Origin of the sequence: Streptomyces sp. URMC 124, assembly GCF_051386455.1 — a bacterium.
Taxonomy (GTDB): Bacteria; Actinomycetota; Actinomycetes; order Streptomycetales; family Streptomycetaceae; genus Streptomyces.
In genome coordinates this window covers 1-18,643 of the sequence record NZ_JBPQTS010000001.1, presented here as the reverse complement: position 1 = coordinate 18,643, position 18,643 = coordinate 1, and the positions used below count along the sequence as shown (strand labels likewise).

The following is an 18,643-nucleotide window of genomic DNA, read 5'->3' as shown; positions in this document are numbered from 1 at the left end:
TCCCGTGCCGGGCGAACCGTCACGGGCCGATGACGAACGGAGCGTGCAGGATGCGTATGGGACACCGGATCACGGCCGTAGCGGCAGTCCTCGCCATGGCGGCGGCACCGGCGGGCGTCGCGCTCGCCCAGACGGACACGGAGGCCGAGAAGGACGGCTCCTTCCTGATGATGGCCCACCAGGGCGGCCTCGGCGAGATCGCCATGGGCAAGGACGTCAAGAAGAACGCCACCACCTCGTGTGTCAAGACGATCGGGGAGGTCCTCGTCAAGGACCACACCCGGCTGGACAAGAAGATCGTGGAACTGGCGAAGCGCCTGAGGGTGACCCTGCCCGACGGCGCCATGGCCGAGCAGCGCAAGGAACTGAGGAGCATCCAGAAGAAGGCGCACACGCGCGATTACGACAGGCTCTGGCTGAAGGCCGCGGCCACCGGGCACGTCCAGGCGCTCAAGATGATCGACGAGGAGATCTCCCACGGCAAGAACGCCGAGGTGCGCGAAGCCGCCCGGCTCGCGAGACCCGTCGTCGCCGACCACCTCAAGAGAGTGCAGGTGTGCCAGAGGCAACGCTGACCCACCGCGCGCCGCCCGGGCATCTCGGCCCGAACCGCGCCACGGCGACACCGCCGAGGCCGTTGTATCGGCCAAACAAGGCGGGGTCTGCGCAGCCCTGCCGCAGCGTCGGCGGTCCGTCGTCCTGCGGGGGGTCGGCCCGTAGGCGACGGGGAATCAGTCGGTCGGATACGGAGAAAAGCAGACGGCTGATGATCGATTTGCTACGGAATTGAGACAGCCCCGGGCATGTCCGCCCCGTCACGCATGACATCCTGAGCCGTCACAGTTCTGCCGGACGCACTCGGCGGATGTCCGGGGATTACGAGGATGCACCAATGAGACTCTGCTTCCTGGTGGAGGAGCAGTACCGGCACGACGGCATGCCGGTGGACGTCATCCGCCAACTCAGGTCCTGGGGACACCGCGTGGACGTGCTCAGGCCCGGGGGGTCCCTCCTCAGGCTCTCCGAGACCGTGCGCGCGGGCCACCACGACGCCTGGATCCTCAAGACGGTCTCCGGCGGCCCCGGGCTCACCCTCCTGGAAGCCGCGGCCGGCGCCGGACTCACCACCGTCAACGACGCCCGCGCCATCCGCGGCGTGCGCGACAAGGCCCTGGCCGCCGTGACCGCCGAGACCCACGGCCTGCCCGTCCCCGTCACCTACGCCGCCATGCGGATCGAGGACTTCGCGCAGGTGCCCGCCGCCGAGTACCCCCTCGTCGTCAAGCCCGCCGACGGGAGCTCCGGCCGGGCCGTGCGCCTCGTGCCCTCCCCGGACCGGCTCGCGCAGCAGGCGCCCCACGACGAACACGGCGGGCGCGGCGGCATGCTCATCGCCCAGCCCTACGTCCCCAACTCCGGCGTCGACCTCAAGGTCTACTGCGTCGACGGCGAGCTCTACGCCACCGAGCGCTGCTCCCCGCTCCACCCCGACCAGCCCGTCGGCGAACGGCAGGTGCCGCTGAGCGCCGAAGTCGCCGCCATCGCCGAACGCGTCGGAGAGGTCTACGGCCTCGACCTGTACGGCGTGGACGTCGTCCTCGGCCCCGACGGGCCCGTGGTCGTCGACGTCAACGACTTCCCCAGCTTCCGTCAGGTGCCCGACGCGGTCGCCCGCGTGGCCTGGGCGATCCTGCGGCTCGCCGACACGGGCGGGGCCCGCGCCCCGCGCGCCACCCCGGCCGCCGCCCTGTCGGCGCCGCGGCCCTCCGCGCCCGCCGGCAGCCCCGTGGGCGGCGACGCATGAGGATATGCCTGCTCACCCCGGCCCCCGACCACCCGCTGCTGGCGGCCGCCACCCGGCTGCTGACGCCCCGCCACCGCGTCGACGCACTGGACCCCGCCGACGCCCCCGACCCCGGGCCCGGCGACCTGGCCGACGTCTACCTCCTCAAGACGCGCACCCCGCGCGCCCTGGCCTTCGCCCGCCGCCTCGAAGAGCGCGGCGCGCCCGTGCTGAACTCGGCCGCCTCCACCGGGCAGTGCCAGGACCGCACCGCCATGGCGGAGGTCGCCCTGCGCGCCGGCCTGCCCTTCGTGGCCACCGCCACGGAGCCCTCCCTCGCCGGCCTGGCCGCCCGCGGCTACCTCTCCTACCCCGTCGTCATCAAGAGCCGTCACAGCCGGCGGCACGACCTGGTCGCCCGCGTCGACGACCCCGTACGGCTCGCCGTCCTCGCGGCCGAATGGGGTGACGAGCCCGTCGTGGTCCAGCGCTTCACCCCCAACGACGGCTGGGACCACAAACTGTGGGTCGTCGGCGACCACGTCTTCGCCGGGCTGCGCCGCTCGGAGCTCGCGACCCCCGTCCGCACCGGCACCGAACCGCTGCGCACCGACGACCTGCCCGCGGGCTGGCTCGACGTCGTCCGGCGCGTCGGCGAGGTCTTCGCCCTGGACGTCTACGGCGTCGACCTCCTCGACGTGGCCGGAAGCCCCCTCATCGTCGACGTCAACGCCTTCCCCGGCGTCCGGGGCCAGACGGGCGCCCCCGAGGCCTTGGCGGACCTGGCCCTGCGCACGGCGCGAGGCGCCCACATCGCGCGGACCGTGCCCCCGGCCCTGCACCCCCACCCGGCCGAGCCGGCCCTCTGAACGCCGCTCCCCGACGGGCTGCCCGGCGGTGGGGGCTGCTCGCCGCGGCGGCGGCCCTGGGGGGGCTGCCTGTTGCGCGGCCGGCCGGGGCTCATAGGACTCGGCACGCCCGGCGTTGTCCTCCCGCCGCGACGGCGCGCAACTCCCGACGGGCTGCCCGGCGGTGCCGGGCCGGTGCGGACCGGCCGTTTCCCGCCGGGCGCCGTGCCCCGTCGCCGGGGCGCGAACCCCCGGTCGTGCGCGATAAGGGGATTCGACTCATCCGTCCCAGGCGTCCGCATTGTCACCCTCAGGGGACGCACGGCCGACCCACCCGTGACCGCGGCCCCGTCCCGCCGTTGACCCGGCCAGATCAGTCCTCATGCAAGCAGGGCTGCCGAAGGCCGTACGACGATCCCACCCGGAGCGCCGGCGGGCTGCCCGGACCGGACGACGGCGGAATCCGCGGGGCGCCGGGGCGGGCTACCGACCGCCGTCCGCGCGGGCCGTCGCGGCCCTTCCGACCGGCGGCCGTCTCTCGGCGCGATCCCGCGCTGTGACGGCGGGAGACGGCCGCCACACCTTCGTGAGGGACACACCGACGCCGAGGTGAGGGAACCCGCATGAGCCTGCTGCGCAAGATCCGTGAGACCGGACGGGTGGCGGAGGACGCCCCGCCGCGCCCGGCGGGGAACCCGCCGCCCGGCGCCGCGGAGCTGGCCGGCTCGGCCCACGTGCGCTGCATCGACGCGGGTTCCTGCAACGGCTGCGAGATCGAGATCGGGGCGGCCTTCGGGCCGGTGTACGACGCCGAGCGCTACGGCGCCCGCCTGGTGGCCTCGCCCCGTCACGCCGACGTGGCCCTCGTGACGGGCCCGGTCACCCGCAACATGGCCGAGCCGCTGCGCCGCACCGTCGCCGCCATGTCCCGCCCCCGCCTGGTGGTCGCCGTCGGCAACTGCGCGATCGACTGCGGCGAGTTCGCGGGCGGCCACGGCGTGGAGGGCGCGGTGGCCGACGTCGTCCCCGTTGACCTGCGGATCCCGGGCTGCCCGCCGGAGCCGAAGCAGATCGTGGCGGCGCTGCGCGTCGTGACGGGCCGGTGAGCGCGTACGGCGCCGGGAGACCCGCGGCCGCCGGCGGGCCGATAGGCACCCGCGCCCGGGCCGGCGCCCTCGCGGGGCACGCCGCATGAGTCCAGCGGAGTCCGCGACCGTCGTGGCCACGGGCCTCGCCGGGGCCGGAGTGCTGGCCGGGATGCTCCTGCCCGTCCGGGCCCGCCTCGTGGCGGTGGGGTTGTGCACGGCGGGCCTGGGCGGCGCCGGACTGGCGGGCGGGACCGCGGCGCTGGGCGGCGCCCGCTGGTCCGCGCACGTGCCGGGCCTGCTGCCGCTGACGGGGCTGCACTTGGCGGTCGACGCCCTGTCGGGCCTGTTCATGGCCGTGGCGGGCGCCGTGGTCCTGGCGGTCTCCGTCTACGGGATCGGCTACGCCGCGGGGCGCGGCCCGCGGGGCACCGCTTCCCGCGGCGTGCAGACGTCCCTGCCGGTCTTCGCCCTGACCCTGGTCCTGGTCCCGGCGGCCGCGTCGGTGTCGTCGTTCCTGCTGCTGTGGGAGGGGATGGCGGTCACGTCGCTGGTCCTGGTCCTGGCCGAGCAGCGCGAGCGCGCGACCGTCCGTGAGGCGGGCGTGTGGTACGCGGTGATGACGCACGTCGGGCTCGTCCTGCTGCTGGCGGGGCTGGCGCTCTTCGCCGCGGGGGCGGGCGGCGAGACGTTCGCGCAGCTGCGCGCGGGGGCGGCCGGCATGTCGCCGGGCGCGCGCGGCGCGGTCTTCGTTCTGGTGGCCGCCGCGTTCGCGTCGAAGGCGGGCATGGTGCCCCTGCACCCGTGGCTGCCGCGCGCTCACCCGGAGGCGCCCAGCAACGTTTCGGCGCTGATGAGCACGGCGATGGTGAACCTGGGCGCGTACGGGATCATCCGCGTGAACTTCGAACTGCTGGGCGGCGGCCCGCGCTGGGGGTGGCTGCTGGTCCTCGCGACGGGCGCCCTCTCGGCCGTCTACGGGATCCTGCAGGCTGCCGTGGCCTCCGACCTCAAGCGCCTGCTCGCCTATTCGACGTCGGAGAACCTGGGCCTGGTCCTCATCGGGGTGGGCGCGGCGGGCCTGTTCGCCACGTCCGGCTACCCGGTCCCCGCCGCCCTCGCCCTGGCCGCGGCCCTGCTGCACGTCACCAACCACGCCGTCGTCAAGGCCTTGCTGTTCTGCGCGGCGGGCTCCGTCGTACGGGCGACGGGGCTGCGCGACCTCGACCGCATGGGCGGGCTGCGCGCCAGGATGCCGGCCACCGCGGGCTTCTTCGCGGTATCCTCCCTGGCCGCGGTGGCCCTCCCACCGGGCAACGGCTTCCTCAGCGAGTGGCTGCTGCTGCAGTCCCTCATCCACGGCATGGCCGTGCCCGGCGTGTCCACGGCCATCGTGCTGCCGCTGGCCGTCGCGGTCATCGCCCTGTCCGCGGGGCTGGCCGCCGCCGTGTTCGTCAAGGCCCTGGGCGTGGGCTTCTTCGCCCGGCCCCGCAGCGGAGGGGCCGCGGCGGCGCAGGAGAGCCCGCCGCTCATGCACGTGGGCATGGCCCTGCTCGCCATCGGCTGCACGGCCCTGGCCCTGGTCCCCGGCACGCTGGGCAGCAGCCTGTCGCGGGCCGTCGCCGCGGCCGGGCTCCGCGACGGCCGCCCCCTGGCGGGCGGCGGCCTGGAGCTGCGGCTGGACCGGGCCGCCGCCTCCCTGTCCCCGCTGTGGGTGGCCGCGGCCCTGCTCGCGGGCGTCGTCGCCGCGGCGGCCCTCATCCGCCTGACGGCCCGTCGCGGGCGCCGTACGAACGCGCGGCTGTGGGACTGCGGGGGCGGCGCGCCCACGCCGCGCATGTCGTACACCGCGACCTCCTTCGCCGAGCCCCTGCAGCGCGTCTTCGACGACGTCCTCGACCCCAAGCAGGACGTGAACGTCACCCCGGTGCGCGACTCCGCCTACCTCGTGGAACGCGTGCGCTTCCGGCGCCGCGTCCCCGACCGGATCGAACACCGCCTCTACCGCCCGGTCCTGGCCGCCGCCCTGGCCGTGGGCCGGGCCGCGCGCCGGCTGGCCCCCGGCAGCGTGCACCGCTACCTCGGCTACGGGTTCTTCGGTCTCGTCGCTCTCCTGCTGGCCCTGGCGGTCGGCTGGTGAGCGCCACCTCGCACGGGGAGACGCCGTGAACGCCACCATGACCGCCACCGGCACGGCCGCGGTGACCGCCCAGGTCGCCCTGGTCGTCGCCGGTGCACCCCTGCTCGCCGGGCTGATGCGGCAGGTACGGGCGCTGATGGAGGGGCGGGCGGGTCCCGGCGTCACCCAGCCCTGGCGCGACCTGCGCAAGCTGCTGCGCAAGGAGGCCGTCACGCCCGCGGGCACCGGCCCGGCCTTCCGCACGGCGCCCCTGCTGCTGGTCGCCACCACGGCCGTCGTCGCCGCGCTCGTCCCGCTGGCCTCGACCGTCACACCCGTCAGCGGCAGCGCCGACCTCATCCTCGTCGTGGCCCTGCTGGCCCTCGGCACGGTCACCCTGGCCCTCGCCGGCCTGGACACCGGCACCGCCTTCGGCGGCATGGGCGCCTCCCGCGAGATGACCGTGGCCGCCCTCGTCGAACCGACGATCCTGCTCTCGGTGTTCGCCCTGTCGATACCGACGGGGTCGACGAACCTTTCGGCCATCGTCTCCGGCGGCATCCACGACCCGGTCCGCCTCGCCTCACCGGCGGGCCTGCTCGCCACCGCGGCCCTGGCCGTCGCCGTCCTCGCCGAGACCGGCCGCCTCCCGGTGGACAACCCGGCCACCCACCTGGAACTGACGATGGTCCACGAGGCGACGGTGCTGGAGTACGCCGGACCCGACCTCGCCCTGGTCGAACTCGGCTCCCAGATGCGGCTGACCGTCCTGCTGGGCCTGCTCGCCTCGCTGTCCGCCCCCTGGGGCATCGCCACGACCGCCTCCCCGGCGGCCCTCGTCCTCGCCCTCGTCCTGCTCGTGCTGAAGGTCGCCCTGCTGGGCGCGGCACTCGCCGCGGCCGAGGTGTTCTGGGCCAAGCTGCGGCTCTTCCGCGTGCCCGAGCTGCTGGCCGGATCCTTCCTGCTGGCGCTCCTTGCGGTGACCGCCTCGTACTTCCTCACAGGAGAGTGAGGGACACATGTCCGACAGCGTCTACACCCAGCTGCTCGACCTGGCGTGCGGCGCGTTCCTGCTCGCGGCCGTCGTCGTCCTGTGGCTGCGGCAACTGTCCTCGATCGTCCGCGTCTTCGCCCTCCAGGGCGTGGCCCTGGCCGCCGTCGCCGCCCTGCTGGGCCTGCACGAGGGCCGCCCCGGCCTGCTCGCCGTCGCCGCCGGGATCGGGCTGCTGCGGGCCGGCGTCCTGCCCCGCCTGATGCTCCGCGCGCTGACCGCCGGCACGCGCCCGCGCCCCTACCCCCACTACCAGGAGGACGTCAGTGAGACGCGCGAGACGCGGCCCCTGGTCAGCGTCGCCGCCTCCCTGCTGAGCGCGGCCCTGCTCACCCTCCTCGCCTACGCCGTGTCCCGGCCGCTGGTCGAACTCCACCCGACGCCGGCGACGCGCGCCCTGCCCGTCGGGCTTGCCGTCGTCCTCATCGGCTTCTTCACCCTGGTCACCCGCCGCCGTGCACTGGCCCAGGTGGTCGGCTTCCTGCTGCTGGACAACGGCATCACCATCACCGCCTTCCTCGCCGCCTCCGGAGTCCCCCTGATCGTCGAACTCGGCGTGTCCTTCGACGTCCTCCTCGCCGTTCTCGTCCTGCAGATCCTCACCACCCGGATGCGGGCCGCCTTCGGCGGCACCGGCATCGACGACCTGCGGGAGCTACGCGACTGATGACGCACGCCACCACCGCCCTGCTGCTGACCGCCCCCATCGCGGTCCCGCTCGCCACCTCCGCCGCGTACGCCGCCTCCGGCCTGCGCGGCGCGAAGGCGCGCGCCGGGGTCGCCGCCCTCGCGCACCGGACGCCGCGTCAGCGCGGCGCCGCGGCGCCGGTGGCCACCCTCGTCCTCCGGCCGGGCGGCCCCGCCCACCGCGGCGCGGAGGACTCCGCCCACCTGCCCCCGGCGACCGCCGCGCCATCCGGGCCGGGCCGCCCGGCGGCACCTCCTGGCCCGGACGGGACCATCCGCCCGAAGCCGGGGCCGTCCGCCTGGCCGGGTACGGCACCGTCCCTGCCGGACGGCCCGGCCCGCCCCGGGCCGGGGTCCGCTGCGTCCGCATGGCGGAGTACGGGACCCGCCCTGCCTGCGGGCCCGGGCGCCGGCCCGGACGGGGCCACCGGATCCGCCTGGCCGGATGCAGGACCCGTCCTGCCCCCGGGCCTCGGCCCGGACGGTCCGGCCCGCTCCGGTGCGGGGCCCGCAGCGTCCACTTGGCCGGGTACGGGACCGGCCGTGCCTCCGACGCGGCCCGGAGCCGGCGGGGAGCGGGCCGCTCGCCGCGGCTCAGAGACCGCCGCGTCCGAGCGTCGCGCTACGGGGTCCGCCGCGCCGCCGCGGACCGGTGCGGGACGTGCCGGGGCCCCCGTGCCGCCGCGGTCCTGTGGTGCGCCCCGCGACGGGCGCGCCGGTGCCGTGCCGAGGCCGCTCACCGGGCGGCTGGGGCTCGTCTCGCCGGTCGCGATCCTCACCTGCGGAGCCGTCCTCGCCTGTACGGTCCCCGACGACGGTCCCGTCACCGCGTACGGGCGGCTGCTGCGCGCCGACGCGCTGACCGTATGGATGCTGCTCACCGTCGGCGCGGTCGCCTGCATCGCGTGTGCCGCCAACCCCGCCCACCTCGCCCACGAGCGCACCGACCTGCCCGCCGCCCGCCGCTACCACCTGCTGATCCACGCCTTCCTCGCCGCCATGAGCGCCGCCGTCCTCGCCGCCAACCTCGGGGTCCTGTGGGTGGCCATCGAGGCCACCACCATCGTCACCGCCTTCCTCGTCGGCCACCGGCGCACCCGCGCGTCGGTCGAAGCCGCCTGGAAGTACGTGGTGATCTGCTCGGCCGGCATCGCCCTGGCCTTCCTCGGCACCGTGCTCGTCTACTACGCGGCCCGCCAGGCCGGCATCCCCGAGGCGTACGCCCTGGACTGGCGGACCCTCGCCGCCCGCGCGGACCGCCTCGACCCGTCCGTCATGCGCCTGGCCACCGGCCTCGTCGTCCTCGGCTTCGGTGCGAAGGCGGGCCTGGCGCCGCTGCACGCCTGGCTGCCCGACGCCCACGGCCAGGCCCCCGCGCCCGTCTCCGCCCTGATGTCCGGCGTCCTGCTCTCCGTGGCCTTCGCGGGGCTCCTGCGCTACAAGGTCATCGCGGACGCGGCCCTCGGCGCCGGCTTCACCCGCGCCCTGCTCGCGGGCGCCGCTCTGGTCACCCTCGCGCTCGCGGCGGCCCTCCTGCTGGCCCAGCGCGACTGCAAGCGCATGCTGGCCTACTCCAGCATGGAGCACATGAGCCTGATCGCCCTCGGCACCGCCGTGGGCAGCCCGCTCGCCGTCTCGGCGGTCCTGCTGCACATGACCGGCCACGGGCTCGCCAAGTCCGTGGCGTTCTGCGCCTCCGGCCACATCGCGCGGCTGTGCGGAACCACGAGGATCGACAAGCTCCGCGGGCTGCTGGCGCACTCGCCCTGCCTGGGCACGGCCTTCGCCGCGGCCGTGGTCGCCCTGCTCGGGTTCCCGCCGTTCGGCCTGTTCGCCTCCGAACTGGGCATCGTCCGGGCCGGTTTCCTCTCCGGGCCCCGCTGGGCCGTCGCCGCGGCGCTCGTCCTGACGCTCGTCGCCTTCGCCGCCCTGGCCGCCCGCACCTCCCGCATGCTCCTGGGCCCGCCGCCGGGCGAGGACGCCGAGGGGGAGCCCGTACCGCTCGGCGCCGACGCCGCGGCACCCCTGGTCGCCGGGCTGGCGGCCTGCGCGGCCCTCGGCGTCACCACCGGCCCCCTCACCGCCCTGCTGACCGAGGCCGGCGAGATCATCGGAGGCCACTGACCATGCAACCGGGCACCGCACACCGCACCGTCACCGACATCGGCCCGGCCGAACTGCCCGGCAGAGCCGCCGACCTGCTCGGCGGCGGCCACCGCCTCGCCCTCGTCGCCGCCCACCACGACAGCGCCGACGAACCGGGCGGCCGGGCCGTGCGCGTGGTCTACCTCTTCGTGGCCGGCCCGCCCGACACCCGCACCGAGCTGCACGTCCGCCTCGACCCCAAGGCCCCCGAACTCCCCACCCTGGCCCACCTCTCCTTCCCCGCCGGCCGCTTCGAGCGCGAGATGCACGACCTGCACGGCATCGTGCCGCTGGACCACCCGCTGCCGCACCGCCTCGTGCGCCACTTCCACTGGCCGCGCGGCTGGTACCCGATGCACCCCGACGCCGGGCCGCCCCCGCCCTTCGCCGAACCCGAGGGCCCCTACCCCTTCGTGGAGGTCGAGGGCGAAGGCGTCTACGAGATCCCCGTCGGCCCCGTCCACGCCGGCATCATCGAACCCGGCCACTTCCGCTTCTCCGTCGTCGGCGAGACGATCATCAAGCTCAAGGCCCGCCTGTGGTTCGTCCACAAAGGCATCGAGAAGCTCTTCGAGGGCCGCACCCCCGAGCAGGGCGTGCCGCTCGCCGAGCGCATCAGCGGCGACACCGCCGTCGGCCACGCCCTCGCCTACTGCCTCGCCGTGGAGGAGGCCACCGGCGCACACGTCCCCGTGGACGCCCGCCGCGCCCGCGCGCTCCTCCTCGAACTCGAACGCCTCCACAACCACGTCGCCGACCTCGGGGCCCTGTGCAACGACGTCGGCCACGGCATCCTGAGCGCCCGCGCCCAGCACGTCCGCGAGCGCCTGCTGCGCCTCAACCACGAGGTGACCGGGCACCGGTTGCTGCGCGGCGGGGTCGTGCCCGGCGGCTCCGTCCTGAACTCCGTGCCCGGTCCGGCCCGGCTCGCGGAACTGGGCCGGGAGATCCGCGACATCGTCGACCTCGCCCTCGGCCACAGCACGGTGCGCGACCGCTTCACCGGCACCGCACGCCTCGGCGCCGCCGCGGCCCGCGACCTCGGCTGCCTCGGCTACGTCGCCCGGGCCAGCGGCCTGTCCGCCGACGCCCGCGTGGGCCACCCCTTCCACGACCACACGGGGGCGTTCACCGTCCCCGTCCACACCGCCGGCGACGTCCTGGCCCGCTTTCTCGTACGGGCCGAGGAGATCGAGTCCTCCCTCGCCCTGGCCGAGCGGCTCGTGGCCGGCCTGACGGCGGGGCGGACGACCGGGACCTCGCTGGCCTGGCCGCCGCTGTACGCCCGCAGCACCCGCCGGGCCGGCGTCGGCATCGTGGAGGGCTGGCGCGGCACGATCGCCACCCGGGTCGAACTCGGGGCCGCGGACGCGCTCACCCGCGTCAAGACCGTCGACCCGTCCTTCTTCAACTGGCCCGCCCTGCCCGTGGCGCTGGCGGACACGATCGTCCCCGACTTCCCCCTGGCCAACAAGAGCTTCAACCTCTCGTACGCGGGGAACGACCTCTAGCCTTCGGACCCTTGGCTCTTCGGCTCTTCCGGGGCCTTGGCCTTCGGACTTCGGCTCCTCAGCCGGTGTCCACGCCGTGCGCGCGGGCCAGCCGCAGGGCGTCCTCCAGCTCGTCGGCCGCCACGGCGATCTCGTAGAAGTCCCCGGTCGCCTCGGCCTCCGCGAGGGCCGCCCGGGCCTGCTGTACGCGCTGCTGCATGGCCTCGGCGAATTCGCTCACGGCGGCCCCCGGCGCAATGGGCATGAACAGGAGATCCCTTGAAGTCTAGAGCCGATCGGCCCCGGCTGCGCCCCGCGGAACGGCCCCGAGTTCGCCGGTCGTACGTCCCCGGTCCCACCTGGCCGGGGCTCGGGGCCGATTGACGCCCGCCGGGGTCCGCGGCCGATGATTCTCCACGTCAGCTCGTTGTGTGCCGTAGCGCTGGGAGGCCCGCCGCGCATGTGGGGCAAATGGATCGGCTGCAGCGTCCCACCGGACGCGCGGGGGCGGTTCTCCGCCGCCCAAGGCGCCTGGTCGGTCATCCGCGACCAGCCCGGGCTGGTCGGACAGGTGGGGGGCTGGGACCCCGCCACCGGCCGCGCTCACGTCCTGGGCCTGTGGGCCGGTCCGGCTGCCTACGGGAGGTTCATGCGCGAGCGGCACGACGCGGTGGTCGCCGGCAACCGGCAGGCGGACGGCTTCACGGCGATCGAGACGGCCGACGGGGAGGTCGTCCAAGAGATGGCCGGCGACACGACCCGCGGCGTGCACGGGCTGCCCGGTGCCCTGGAGAGCGCCGCCCTGCTGCGGGTCGCCGACTGCCTGCTGCTGCCCGGCCGCGAGGAGCACTTCCTGGAGGTGCAGCGCCGGGTGTGGGCCCCGGGCATGGCGGCGGCGGGCGGCATGCTCGCCGGCTGCGTCACCCGGCTCGGCCCGCACCGGTACCTGGTCACCACCCTGTGGTCCGGGCAGGCCGCCCACGAGCACTACGTCACCCGGCACCTGCCGTCCCTGCACGCCCGGGCCTCCGTCGGCGACGACGTCCGATCGGTCACCGGCCACCTGCTGCCCCTGGAGCAGGCCTGGCGCGTCCTGCCCACGGCGTGACCCGCTCCGATACCCGTTTTGCCGCCGCCCGAACGATGGGTAGTGTGCTGGCCAATGCTCGTGCGTAGCGCAGCGGCGGACGCGCCGACCTTGCAAGGTCGGAGGACGCCGGTTCGAATCCGGCCGTACGAGCAGGCTCAAGACGTGAACGAGACGGGGCCGTGGGGCCCCGTGACGGGGTGGGGACAGCGCGGACGTGAGCGGCAACACCGGCACGGCCGGAACCACCGGCATGGGTGACCTCACCGACGAGGAGCTCGCGGCCTTCGACCGCACCGTCGGCCTGCTGAGGCAACTGCCCCTCGACGACCCGGTGCGGCTGCGTGCCGAGCAGGTCGCCTCGTCCTTCGTGCGCGACGGCCGGCACCGCCGCCGCAAGGCCAGGCGCGAGGAACAGACCGAGGCGGACGCCCGCGTGGCAGCCGCCACCGCGACGGGCGCCCTCGCCCGCCGCGAGGACGCACCCCTGCACGCTCCCGGCACGGCGGGCACGTACAGCCGGCCGCGCCGCTGCTACGTCTGCAAGACCCCCTACCAGCAGGCCGACGCCTTCTACCACCTGCTCTGTCCCGCCTGCGCCGCCGACAACACCGAGCGGCGCGGCCTGCGCACCGACCTGACGGGCCGCCGGGTCCTGCTCACCGGCGGCCGGGTCAAGATCGGCTTCCAGCTCGCCCTGATGATGCTGCGCGACGGCGCGGAACTGCTGGTCACCAGCCGCTTCCCGCACGACACCGTCCGCCGCTTCCACGCGGCCGAGGGCAGCGAGGCGTGGCGCGACCGGCTCACCGTGATCGGCATCGACCTGCGCGACCCGCGCCAGGTGCTCGGCCTGTGCGCACGGCTGAGGGACGAGGGCCGGCCGCTGGACATCCTCGTCAACAACGCCGCGCAGACGATCCGCCGCCCGCCCGAGGCGTACGCGCCGCTGGCGGCGGGGGAGTCGCGGCCGCTGCCCGCCGGCGGCACCGCGGCGACGCAGCTGTGGCGGGCGCCCGGCTTCCGGACGCCGTACGCGCTGGAGGGCGCCGGCGACGGCGCGGGCGCGTCGGCGGCGATCGGTCTCGTCCTGCCGGCCGCCGCGGAGGTCGACGAGGCCGGGCTGGTGCCGGACCGGGCCGAGGCCAACTCCTGGTCCGTGCGCATCGGCGAGCTGGACCCGGCCGAGCTGCTGGAGACCCAGCTGGTCAACGCCCTCGCACCCACGCTCCTGTGCGACCGGCTGCTGCCGCTCCTGCTCGCCTCGCCCCACCCCCGGCGCTACGTGGTCAACGTGACCGCGGTCGAGGGCCGCTTCGCCGTCCGCAACAAGACCGCGGCCCACCCGCACACCAACATGGCCAAGGCCGCCCTGAACATGCTCACCCGCACCAGCGGCCGGGAACTGGCCGCCCGCGGCGTCCACATGTGCAGCGTCGACACCGGCTGGGTCACGGACGAGAACCCGGCGCCGAAGAAGGAGTGGATGGCCGCGCACGGCTTCCGCACCCCGCTGGACGTCGTGGACGGTGCGGCCCGGGTCTACGACCCGATCGTGCGCGGCGAGGCGGGAGACCCCCTCTCGGGCGTCCACCTCAAGGACTACCGGGTCGCCGACTGGTGACCGGGCGGCCCTGCGGAAGCGGGGCCGAGGGCCGGGGGCGCGGGACCCGGGGCGCGGGACCCGGGGCGCGTGGATCCGAGGCGTCTGGACCGGGGGCGCGGCGTGCGTCAGGCCGCGCCCTCGACGCCCCAGCCCGGCACCTGGAAGCGCGCGGTGATGGCCGAGCTGTCGACCTCCTCGCCGCAGCACCGGCAGACGACGGCCGGGTCGAGATCGGCGCCGCAGGAGTGCTCGAAGACGGTCGGCGGCACGTCCGCCAGGTGACGGTCGCCCCAGCTCATCAGCATGATGAGGACCGGCCGCAGATCGTGGCCGGCCTCCGTGGGGCAGTATTCGAAGCGCGCGGGCCGTTCGCTGTAGGGAACCTTTTCCAGCACCCCCGCCTCCACCAGGCGGCGCAGCCGGGAGGCCAGGATGTCGCGCGGGGCCCCGGTGTTGCGGGCGATCGCGTCGAAGCGCCGGACTCCGAAGAAGACCTCGCGCAGCACCAGCAGGGAGTACTTCTCTCCGACCACAGCGAGCGCGTCGGCGATCGAACAGGGGCGCGGCTTCGTCATGCGCTCCATCGTAGAGCAGCAAGATTTGCTTCCCCAACCCTTTGCGGAGACGTGCATCCGCTTTCCCAACCGACCCGGCGGCCTCAGGAGTGTGCCGCCACCGGCGCGCGGTCAGCGCGGGCCGCGCGGCCCGGGCGGGCCCGGTAGCCGGGGCGGCAGTTCGCACAGGGCGATGCCGGGCTCCGCCAGGCTGCCGAGCACGAGGGTGCCCCGGTGCTCGTACACGCTCGTGACCATGCGGTAGCCGGCGCCGCGCCGCCCCAGGTCGTGGGCGACCCGGCCGTCCGGGCCGATCCCCATCACGCGGGCGACCCGGCGCGGGGGCGGGCGCAGGCGGACCGCCGCGGCCGCCGCCCCGCGCCGCAATGCCGCGGGCGCACGGTGGAGCACGTCAAGGGCCGCCTCCCGCGGCGCGGCCAGGGCGGTCCAGAAGGTGCCGTCGGCGCTGCGGGAGAGGTTGTCGGGAAACCCCGGCAGGTCCTCGATCAACGTGTCGCTCAGCCCTGCCCGGGGGCCGGTGAGCCACAGCCGGACGAGGCGGTACGCGCCGGTCTCGGCCACGACGGCGAAGGACTCGTCGGCCGCCAGGGCGACGCCGTTGGCGAACTGCAGGCCGTCGAGGAGCACTTCGGGGGCGCCGCCCGGCCGCAGCCGCAGCAGCCGGCCGGTGCCGGAGTGCTCCACGATGTCGGCCCGCCAGTCGCGCAGCCCGTACCGGCGGCTGGAGGCCGTGAAGTAGACGGTGCCGTCCGCGGCGGCGGCCGCGTTGCTGCAGAAGCGCAGCGGTTCGCCGGCCACCGAGTCCGCCAGGACCTCGACGCCGCCTCCGGCCCCGGGGGCGACGCGCAGCAGCCCCCGTTCCGCGTCGCAGACGAGCAGCCGTCCGTCGGCGAGCACCTCCAGGCCGAGCGGGCGGCCGCCGGTGTCCGCCAGCTCCTCCACCCGGGCGCCGCCGCGCGGGCCGGGGAGGGTGATCCGCCGGATCCGGCCGTCGCCCGTGCCGGTCAGCACCCGCCCGGCGCCGTCGACGACGACGTCCTCCGGCCCCGGGCCCCCGACGCGGAGCATGCGCAGCGGCGGCAGCGGCCGGGGCGGTGCGGTGAGGACGGCAGCGGACGGCCGCCTCATGAGGCGGCCGCCGGGCGCCGGGCGCGCAGGCAGCGGGACAGCTCCTCGGCGTACGGAAGGATGACGCCGGCGCCGATCACCACGCCGAGCCCCGCGAGGTACTTCACGGGCAGCGGCCGCTCCTTGGGCAGCAGGAGCCAGTCGCCGCGGCCTCGCCCGCCGCGCAGCGTCGCACGGACCTCATCGGCGTGCAGGCACGCGGTGAACGCCATCGCCGACAGCGGCAGCACCTCCAGGAAGCTGTGGATGTGCTGCTCCACGGGGCGCACCTCCCGCTCCTTCGTGGCCAGGCTCACGTCGTACAGGGCCGTGGCGCCGTGAGCGAGTGCCGCTCCGCCCATCACGGAGAGGACGAGCGGGTTGATCCTCGCCAGCAGCCCCATCGCGACGGGCACGCCGGCTTCGGTCATCATCAGCGCGTGGACGGCGGACTCCTTCACCCCACTGGTGTGTTCGATGCGCGTCTTCTTGTGCATCCACCAGTCGGCGACCGCCGGCACCACCCACAGGGGGAGCACCCCGTAGAGCAGGAAGCGCCGGTTGGTGTCCTCGACGGCGGTGGACCGGAAGGGGACGGAGAGGTCGCGCCCGCGGCGCCAGTGCTGCCAGGAGCGGACGAGAGTCTTGCCGGAGAAAGCCATGGAGCCTCCGGGGGAGTGGGGCGGACGGTACCGGACTGCATCTTCCGTACACGTGTACCCCTTCCTCCTCCCTCATGCAGCCGGAACGCGGATCCGCCCCGGGCGGTACGCAGGGCACGCCGCCATCAGACGTCCCCCGGGACGCCTGCGGCGCGCCGCGTAGTCCTCAGGTGCCCACGTCCTGCGTCATCCCCAGGTGCGGGCCCCGCCGTCGCGCCCCCTCCGCGGCCAGTTCCACGACGCCCGTCGCCGTCTCCAGCAGCGCCGGCCGGTGCGTGACCATGACCACCGTCCGGTGCGCGACCAGCCGTCCCAGGGCGGCCACCACCAGCCGCTCCGCCCGGGCGTCGAGTCCCGACGTCGGCTCGTCCAGCAGCACGATCGGCGCGTCGGCGAGCAGGGCGCGGGCGATGCCCACCCGCTGGCGCTGCCCGCCCGACAGACCGGCGCCGCAGTCGCCGAGACGCGTGTCGAGCCCGTCGGGGAAGTCGTCGGTGAACGCCGTGACCAGCGCCGCCTCGGCGGCCGCGCGCACCTCGCGCGGAGCCGCGTCCGGCCGCGAGTAGCGGATGTTGTCGGCGACGGTCCCCGCGAACAGGAACGTCTCCTGGAGCACGGCCGTGACCTGCCGGCGCAGCCACTCCTCCGGCAGGTCGCCCGTCGCCGTCCCGTCGATGCGCACCGTGCCGCGCGTGGGCCGGTACAGGCCCGCGACCAGCGCGAGCGCGGTCGATTTGCCCGCGCCGTTGGGACCGGTCAGCGCGATCCGCTCGCCGGCGCCGATGCTGAGGTCGAGGCGGTGCAGCGCGGGGCGGTCCCCGTAGCGCATCGACACCCCCTCGAAGTCGATGCGGCCGCGTGCGCGGGCGGGCAGGCCCGCGGGGCCGGCGCGCGCCGGCCGCCGCAGCGGGCACGGCTCCCGCAGGATCTCGGCGATGCGCCCGGCCGACGCCCGGCCCTGCGCGAACGTCCCGGAGAGCTTGGACAGCGCCCGCAGCGGAGCCACCATCCCCGTCAGGTAGCTGAGCGCGACCACGAGATGGCCGGTGCTCCACCACCCGCGCAGCACCCCCACGCCGCCCACCCACAGCAGCGCCGCCGTGCCGACCGCCGTCGCCGACTCCAGCAGCGGTGCCCGGCGGGCCTGGACGTCCGCGGCCTCCAGTCCGGCGCTGAGCAGCCCGCGGCTGCGCGCCGCGAACTCCCGGTCGTGCGCCTGGTGGCGGCCGAAGGCGTGTACCGTCCGGATGCCCTGCAGCGCCTCGGTGACCAGCCCGGTCAGCTCGCCCTCGGCCTCTCTGCGCCGCCGGGCCACGCGCTGCCCGCGGCGGCGGTTGCGGACGCCGAGGAGCAGGACGAGAGGGACGGCCGCCACGCCGATCACGCCGAAGCGCCAGTCCAGCAGGAGCAGGGCGGCCGCGTAGCCCGTCACCGACAGGACGCCGGGGAAGAGCACCGAACAGAACGCGACGAGGCTGTCCTTGATGTTCCCGCAGTCGGTGATCACCCGGCTCGTGGACTCGCCCACGGTCTGCCGGTCGTGGTAGCTCAGCGGCAGGCGCTGCAGGTGGGCGAACGTCTCGCAGCGGATCGCCACGCTCATCCGCTCGCCCACGCCGTTCATCGTCCGGTCGCCCGCGTAGTCGAACGCCGCGGACACCAGGGCCACCAGCACCACGAGCCCGGCCGCCGTGGTGAGCATCGCCGTCCCGTCCCGCCCGAAGACGTCGAGCACGGACGTGAGGGGGTTGTCGGAGCCGTCCATGCCCAGCACGCGGTCCACGACGGCGGCGACCGGCCACGGCGTCACCAGGTCGGCGGCCGTCTCGCACAGCCGCATGCCGACGCCGAGGGCGAGCAGGCGCCGGTGGGGGGTGCCGAACCCGCGGAAGAACCACAGCACGTGCCCGTTCGCCGAGGACGGGTCCTTCATCAGCGCTCCCAGCGGACGGCGTCAGCCGCCCCATGGTCGCCGCAGCCCGCCGTGGCGGGCAATCCGGCGCGCTGCCGGGCGGTGAAGTGACCGCGGAATGCGTACGCGCGGGGGCCGTCCCCCGCTTGCGCCGTTCCGTCCTCCGCCGCGGAGCGGGTCCACTAACGTCGGCCGGGTGCGCATTCGCCTGTACGTCGCAGCGTTCGTGGCCGCCCTCGCCCTGACGGCCTGCAGCGGTTCGGAGGGCCCCGAGCCGCCCGGGCCGTCGGGCGGCCGGTCCGCCGCGCGGGCCGACGGCGCGCAGCTGCTCTACCGCGGCGAGGGGCGCACGAGCGCGCAGAACCCCGCCTTCTCCCCGGACGGCGGGTCCGTGCTCTTCACGCTCTTCGAAGGCGGGTACAACGAGGGCGCCGCGGCCCTGCGCGTGCTCTCCCTGCGCGGCGGGGAACCGCATGGCCACCCCGG

Annotated in this window: 16 protein-coding genes, 1 tRNA gene and 1 pseudogene; 13 read left to right on the top strand and 5 right to left on the bottom strand. The window is 75.5% G+C overall.

Annotated elements, in window-relative coordinates:
* Positions 1–50 precede the first annotated feature (50 nt).
* The 9 genes from ACSNOG_RS00090 (at position 51) to ACSNOG_RS00050 (ending at position 11,229) form a co-directional block, all read left to right on the top strand.
* Entirely contained in the window at positions 51–575 is a 525-nt protein-coding gene (locus tag ACSNOG_RS00090; protein WP_436750388.1) for a DUF4142 domain-containing protein, read from the top strand.
* Between the two features lie 317 nt (positions 576–892).
* Entirely contained in the window at positions 893–1,804 is a 912-nt protein-coding gene (locus ACSNOG_RS00085) for an ATP-grasp domain-containing protein (protein ID WP_436750387.1), read from the top strand.
* Positions 1,801–2,652: an ATP-grasp domain-containing protein gene (locus ACSNOG_RS00080; protein ID WP_436750386.1), complete on the top strand. Its 852-nt coding sequence runs from the start codon at positions 1,801–1,803 to the stop codon at positions 2,650–2,652. Before ACSNOG_RS00085 ends, ACSNOG_RS00080 begins: the two co-directional genes overlap by 4 nt.
* Positions 2,653–3,254: 602 nt before the next feature.
* Entirely contained in the window at positions 3,255–3,737 is a 483-nt protein-coding gene (locus ACSNOG_RS00075; RefSeq protein ID WP_436750385.1) for an NADH-quinone oxidoreductase subunit B family protein, read from the top strand.
* Between the two features lie 85 nt (positions 3,738–3,822).
* Complete coding sequence (locus ACSNOG_RS00070; protein WP_436750384.1) at positions 3,823–5,856, top strand: proton-conducting transporter transmembrane domain-containing protein; 2,034 nt, start codon at positions 3,823–3,825, stop codon at positions 5,854–5,856.
* Positions 5,857–5,881: 25 nt separating this feature from the next.
* Positions 5,882–6,847 (top strand): respiratory chain complex I subunit 1 family protein, encoded by a 966-nt coding sequence (locus tag ACSNOG_RS00065; protein ID WP_436750383.1) that lies wholly within the window; start codon positions 5,882–5,884, stop codon positions 6,845–6,847.
* A 7-nt stretch (positions 6,848–6,854) separates the two neighbouring features.
* Complete coding sequence (locus ACSNOG_RS00060; RefSeq protein WP_436750382.1) at positions 6,855–7,553, top strand: hypothetical protein; 699 nt, start codon at positions 6,855–6,857, stop codon at positions 7,551–7,553.
* On the top strand, positions 7,553–9,697 hold the full coding sequence (locus tag ACSNOG_RS00055) for a proton-conducting transporter transmembrane domain-containing protein (protein ID WP_436750381.1): 2,145 nt from the start codon (positions 7,553–7,555) through the stop codon (positions 9,695–9,697). The genes ACSNOG_RS00060 and ACSNOG_RS00055 overlap by 1 nt, the downstream gene beginning before the upstream one ends.
* A gap of 2 nt (positions 9,698–9,699) precedes the next feature.
* Positions 9,700–11,229 carry an NADH-quinone oxidoreductase subunit C gene (locus ACSNOG_RS00050; protein WP_436750380.1) on the top strand — a complete coding sequence of 510 codons (1,530 nt, stop codon included), beginning with the start codon at positions 9,700–9,702 and terminating at the stop codon, positions 11,227–11,229.
* Between the two features lie 58 nt (positions 11,230–11,287).
* Here the strand turns inward: ACSNOG_RS00050 and ACSNOG_RS00045 are convergent, their stop codons facing one another.
* Positions 11,288–11,473 carry a hypothetical protein gene (locus ACSNOG_RS00045; RefSeq protein WP_436750379.1) on the bottom strand — a complete coding sequence of 62 codons (186 nt, stop codon included), beginning with the start codon at positions 11,471–11,473 and terminating at the stop codon, positions 11,288–11,290.
* A gap of 195 nt (positions 11,474–11,668) precedes the next feature.
* Between ACSNOG_RS00045 and ACSNOG_RS00040 the strand changes: the two genes are divergently transcribed.
* From ACSNOG_RS00040 to ACSNOG_RS00030, 3 genes are all read left to right on the top strand, one after another.
* Positions 11,669–12,316: a DUF4937 domain-containing protein gene (locus tag ACSNOG_RS00040; protein WP_436750378.1), complete on the top strand. Its 648-nt coding sequence runs from the start codon at positions 11,669–11,671 to the stop codon at positions 12,314–12,316.
* A 58-nt stretch (positions 12,317–12,374) separates the two neighbouring features.
* Positions 12,375–12,448, top strand: a tRNA-Ala gene (locus tag ACSNOG_RS00035).
* 100 nt (positions 12,449–12,548) lie between these two features.
* Positions 12,549–13,919 (top strand): SDR family NAD(P)-dependent oxidoreductase, encoded by a 1,371-nt coding sequence (locus tag ACSNOG_RS00030; RefSeq protein WP_436750479.1) that lies wholly within the window; start codon positions 12,549–12,551, stop codon positions 13,917–13,919.
* Positions 13,920–14,026: 107 nt separating this feature from the next.
* On the opposite strand, the gene ACSNOG_RS00025 is transcribed toward ACSNOG_RS00030, so the two are convergent.
* From ACSNOG_RS00025 to ACSNOG_RS00010, 4 genes are all read right to left on the bottom strand, one after another.
* Complete coding sequence (locus ACSNOG_RS00025) at positions 14,027–14,476, bottom strand: winged helix-turn-helix transcriptional regulator (RefSeq protein WP_436750377.1); 450 nt, start codon at positions 14,474–14,476, stop codon at positions 14,027–14,029.
* 111 nt (positions 14,477–14,587) lie between these two features.
* Positions 14,588–15,604: an SMP-30/gluconolactonase/LRE family protein gene (locus ACSNOG_RS00020; protein WP_436750376.1), complete on the bottom strand. Its 1,017-nt coding sequence runs from the start codon at positions 15,602–15,604 to the stop codon at positions 14,588–14,590.
* Complete coding sequence (locus ACSNOG_RS00015; RefSeq protein ID WP_436750375.1) at positions 15,601–16,245, bottom strand: diguanylate cyclase; 645 nt, start codon at positions 16,243–16,245, stop codon at positions 15,601–15,603. Before ACSNOG_RS00015 ends, ACSNOG_RS00020 begins: the two co-directional genes overlap by 4 nt.
* A 166-nt stretch (positions 16,246–16,411) precedes the next feature.
* On the bottom strand, positions 16,412–18,178 hold the full coding sequence (locus ACSNOG_RS00010; protein WP_436750374.1) for an ABC transporter ATP-binding protein: 1,767 nt from the start codon (positions 18,176–18,178) through the stop codon (positions 16,412–16,414).
* A 175-nt stretch (positions 18,179–18,353) separates the two neighbouring features.
* On the opposite strand from ACSNOG_RS00010, the pseudogene ACSNOG_RS00005 reads away from it, so the two are divergent.
* Positions 18,354–18,643: pseudogene (locus ACSNOG_RS00005) on the top strand (TolB family protein); the annotation flags it as partial.

What these genes read in the sequence shown, in the direction of transcription:
- ACSNOG_RS00090 (WP_436750388.1), top strand. Translation starts at nt 51, where the DNA reads ATGCGTATGGGACACCGGATCACGGCCGTAGCGGCAGTCCTCGCCATG.
- ACSNOG_RS00085 (WP_436750387.1), top strand. Translation starts at nt 893, where the DNA reads ATGAGACTCTGCTTCCTGGTGGAGGAGCAGTACCGGCACGACGGCATG.
- ACSNOG_RS00080 (WP_436750386.1), top strand. Translation starts at nt 1,801, where the DNA reads ATGAGGATATGCCTGCTCACCCCGGCCCCCGACCACCCGCTGCTGGCG.
- ACSNOG_RS00075 (WP_436750385.1), top strand. Translation starts at nt 3,255, where the DNA reads ATGAGCCTGCTGCGCAAGATCCGTGAGACCGGACGGGTGGCGGAGGAC.
- ACSNOG_RS00070 (WP_436750384.1), top strand. Translation starts at nt 3,823, where the DNA reads ATGAGTCCAGCGGAGTCCGCGACCGTCGTGGCCACGGGCCTCGCCGGG.
- ACSNOG_RS00060 (WP_436750382.1), top strand. Translation starts at nt 6,855, where the DNA reads ATGTCCGACAGCGTCTACACCCAGCTGCTCGACCTGGCGTGCGGCGCG.
- ACSNOG_RS00055 (WP_436750381.1), top strand. Translation starts at nt 7,553, where the DNA reads ATGACGCACGCCACCACCGCCCTGCTGCTGACCGCCCCCATCGCGGTC.
- ACSNOG_RS00050 (WP_436750380.1), top strand. Translation starts at nt 9,700, where the DNA reads ATGCAACCGGGCACCGCACACCGCACCGTCACCGACATCGGCCCGGCC.
- ACSNOG_RS00045 (WP_436750379.1), bottom strand. Translation starts at nt 11,473, where the DNA reads ATGCCCATTGCGCCGGGGGCCGCCGTGAGCGAATTCGCCGAGGCCATG.
- ACSNOG_RS00040 (WP_436750378.1), top strand. Translation starts at nt 11,669, where the DNA reads ATGTGGGGCAAATGGATCGGCTGCAGCGTCCCACCGGACGCGCGGGGG.
- ACSNOG_RS00030 (WP_436750479.1), top strand. Translation starts at nt 12,549, where the DNA reads ATGGGTGACCTCACCGACGAGGAGCTCGCGGCCTTCGACCGCACCGTC.
- ACSNOG_RS00025 (WP_436750377.1), bottom strand. Translation starts at nt 14,476, where the DNA reads ATGACGAAGCCGCGCCCCTGTTCGATCGCCGACGCGCTCGCTGTGGTC.
- ACSNOG_RS00020 (WP_436750376.1), bottom strand. Translation starts at nt 15,604, where the DNA reads ATGAGGCGGCCGTCCGCTGCCGTCCTCACCGCACCGCCCCGGCCGCTG.
- ACSNOG_RS00015 (WP_436750375.1), bottom strand. Translation starts at nt 16,245, where the DNA reads ATGGCTTTCTCCGGCAAGACTCTCGTCCGCTCCTGGCAGCACTGGCGC.
- ACSNOG_RS00010 (WP_436750374.1), bottom strand. Translation starts at nt 18,178, where the DNA reads ATGAAGGACCCGTCCTCGGCGAACGGGCACGTGCTGTGGTTCTTCCGC.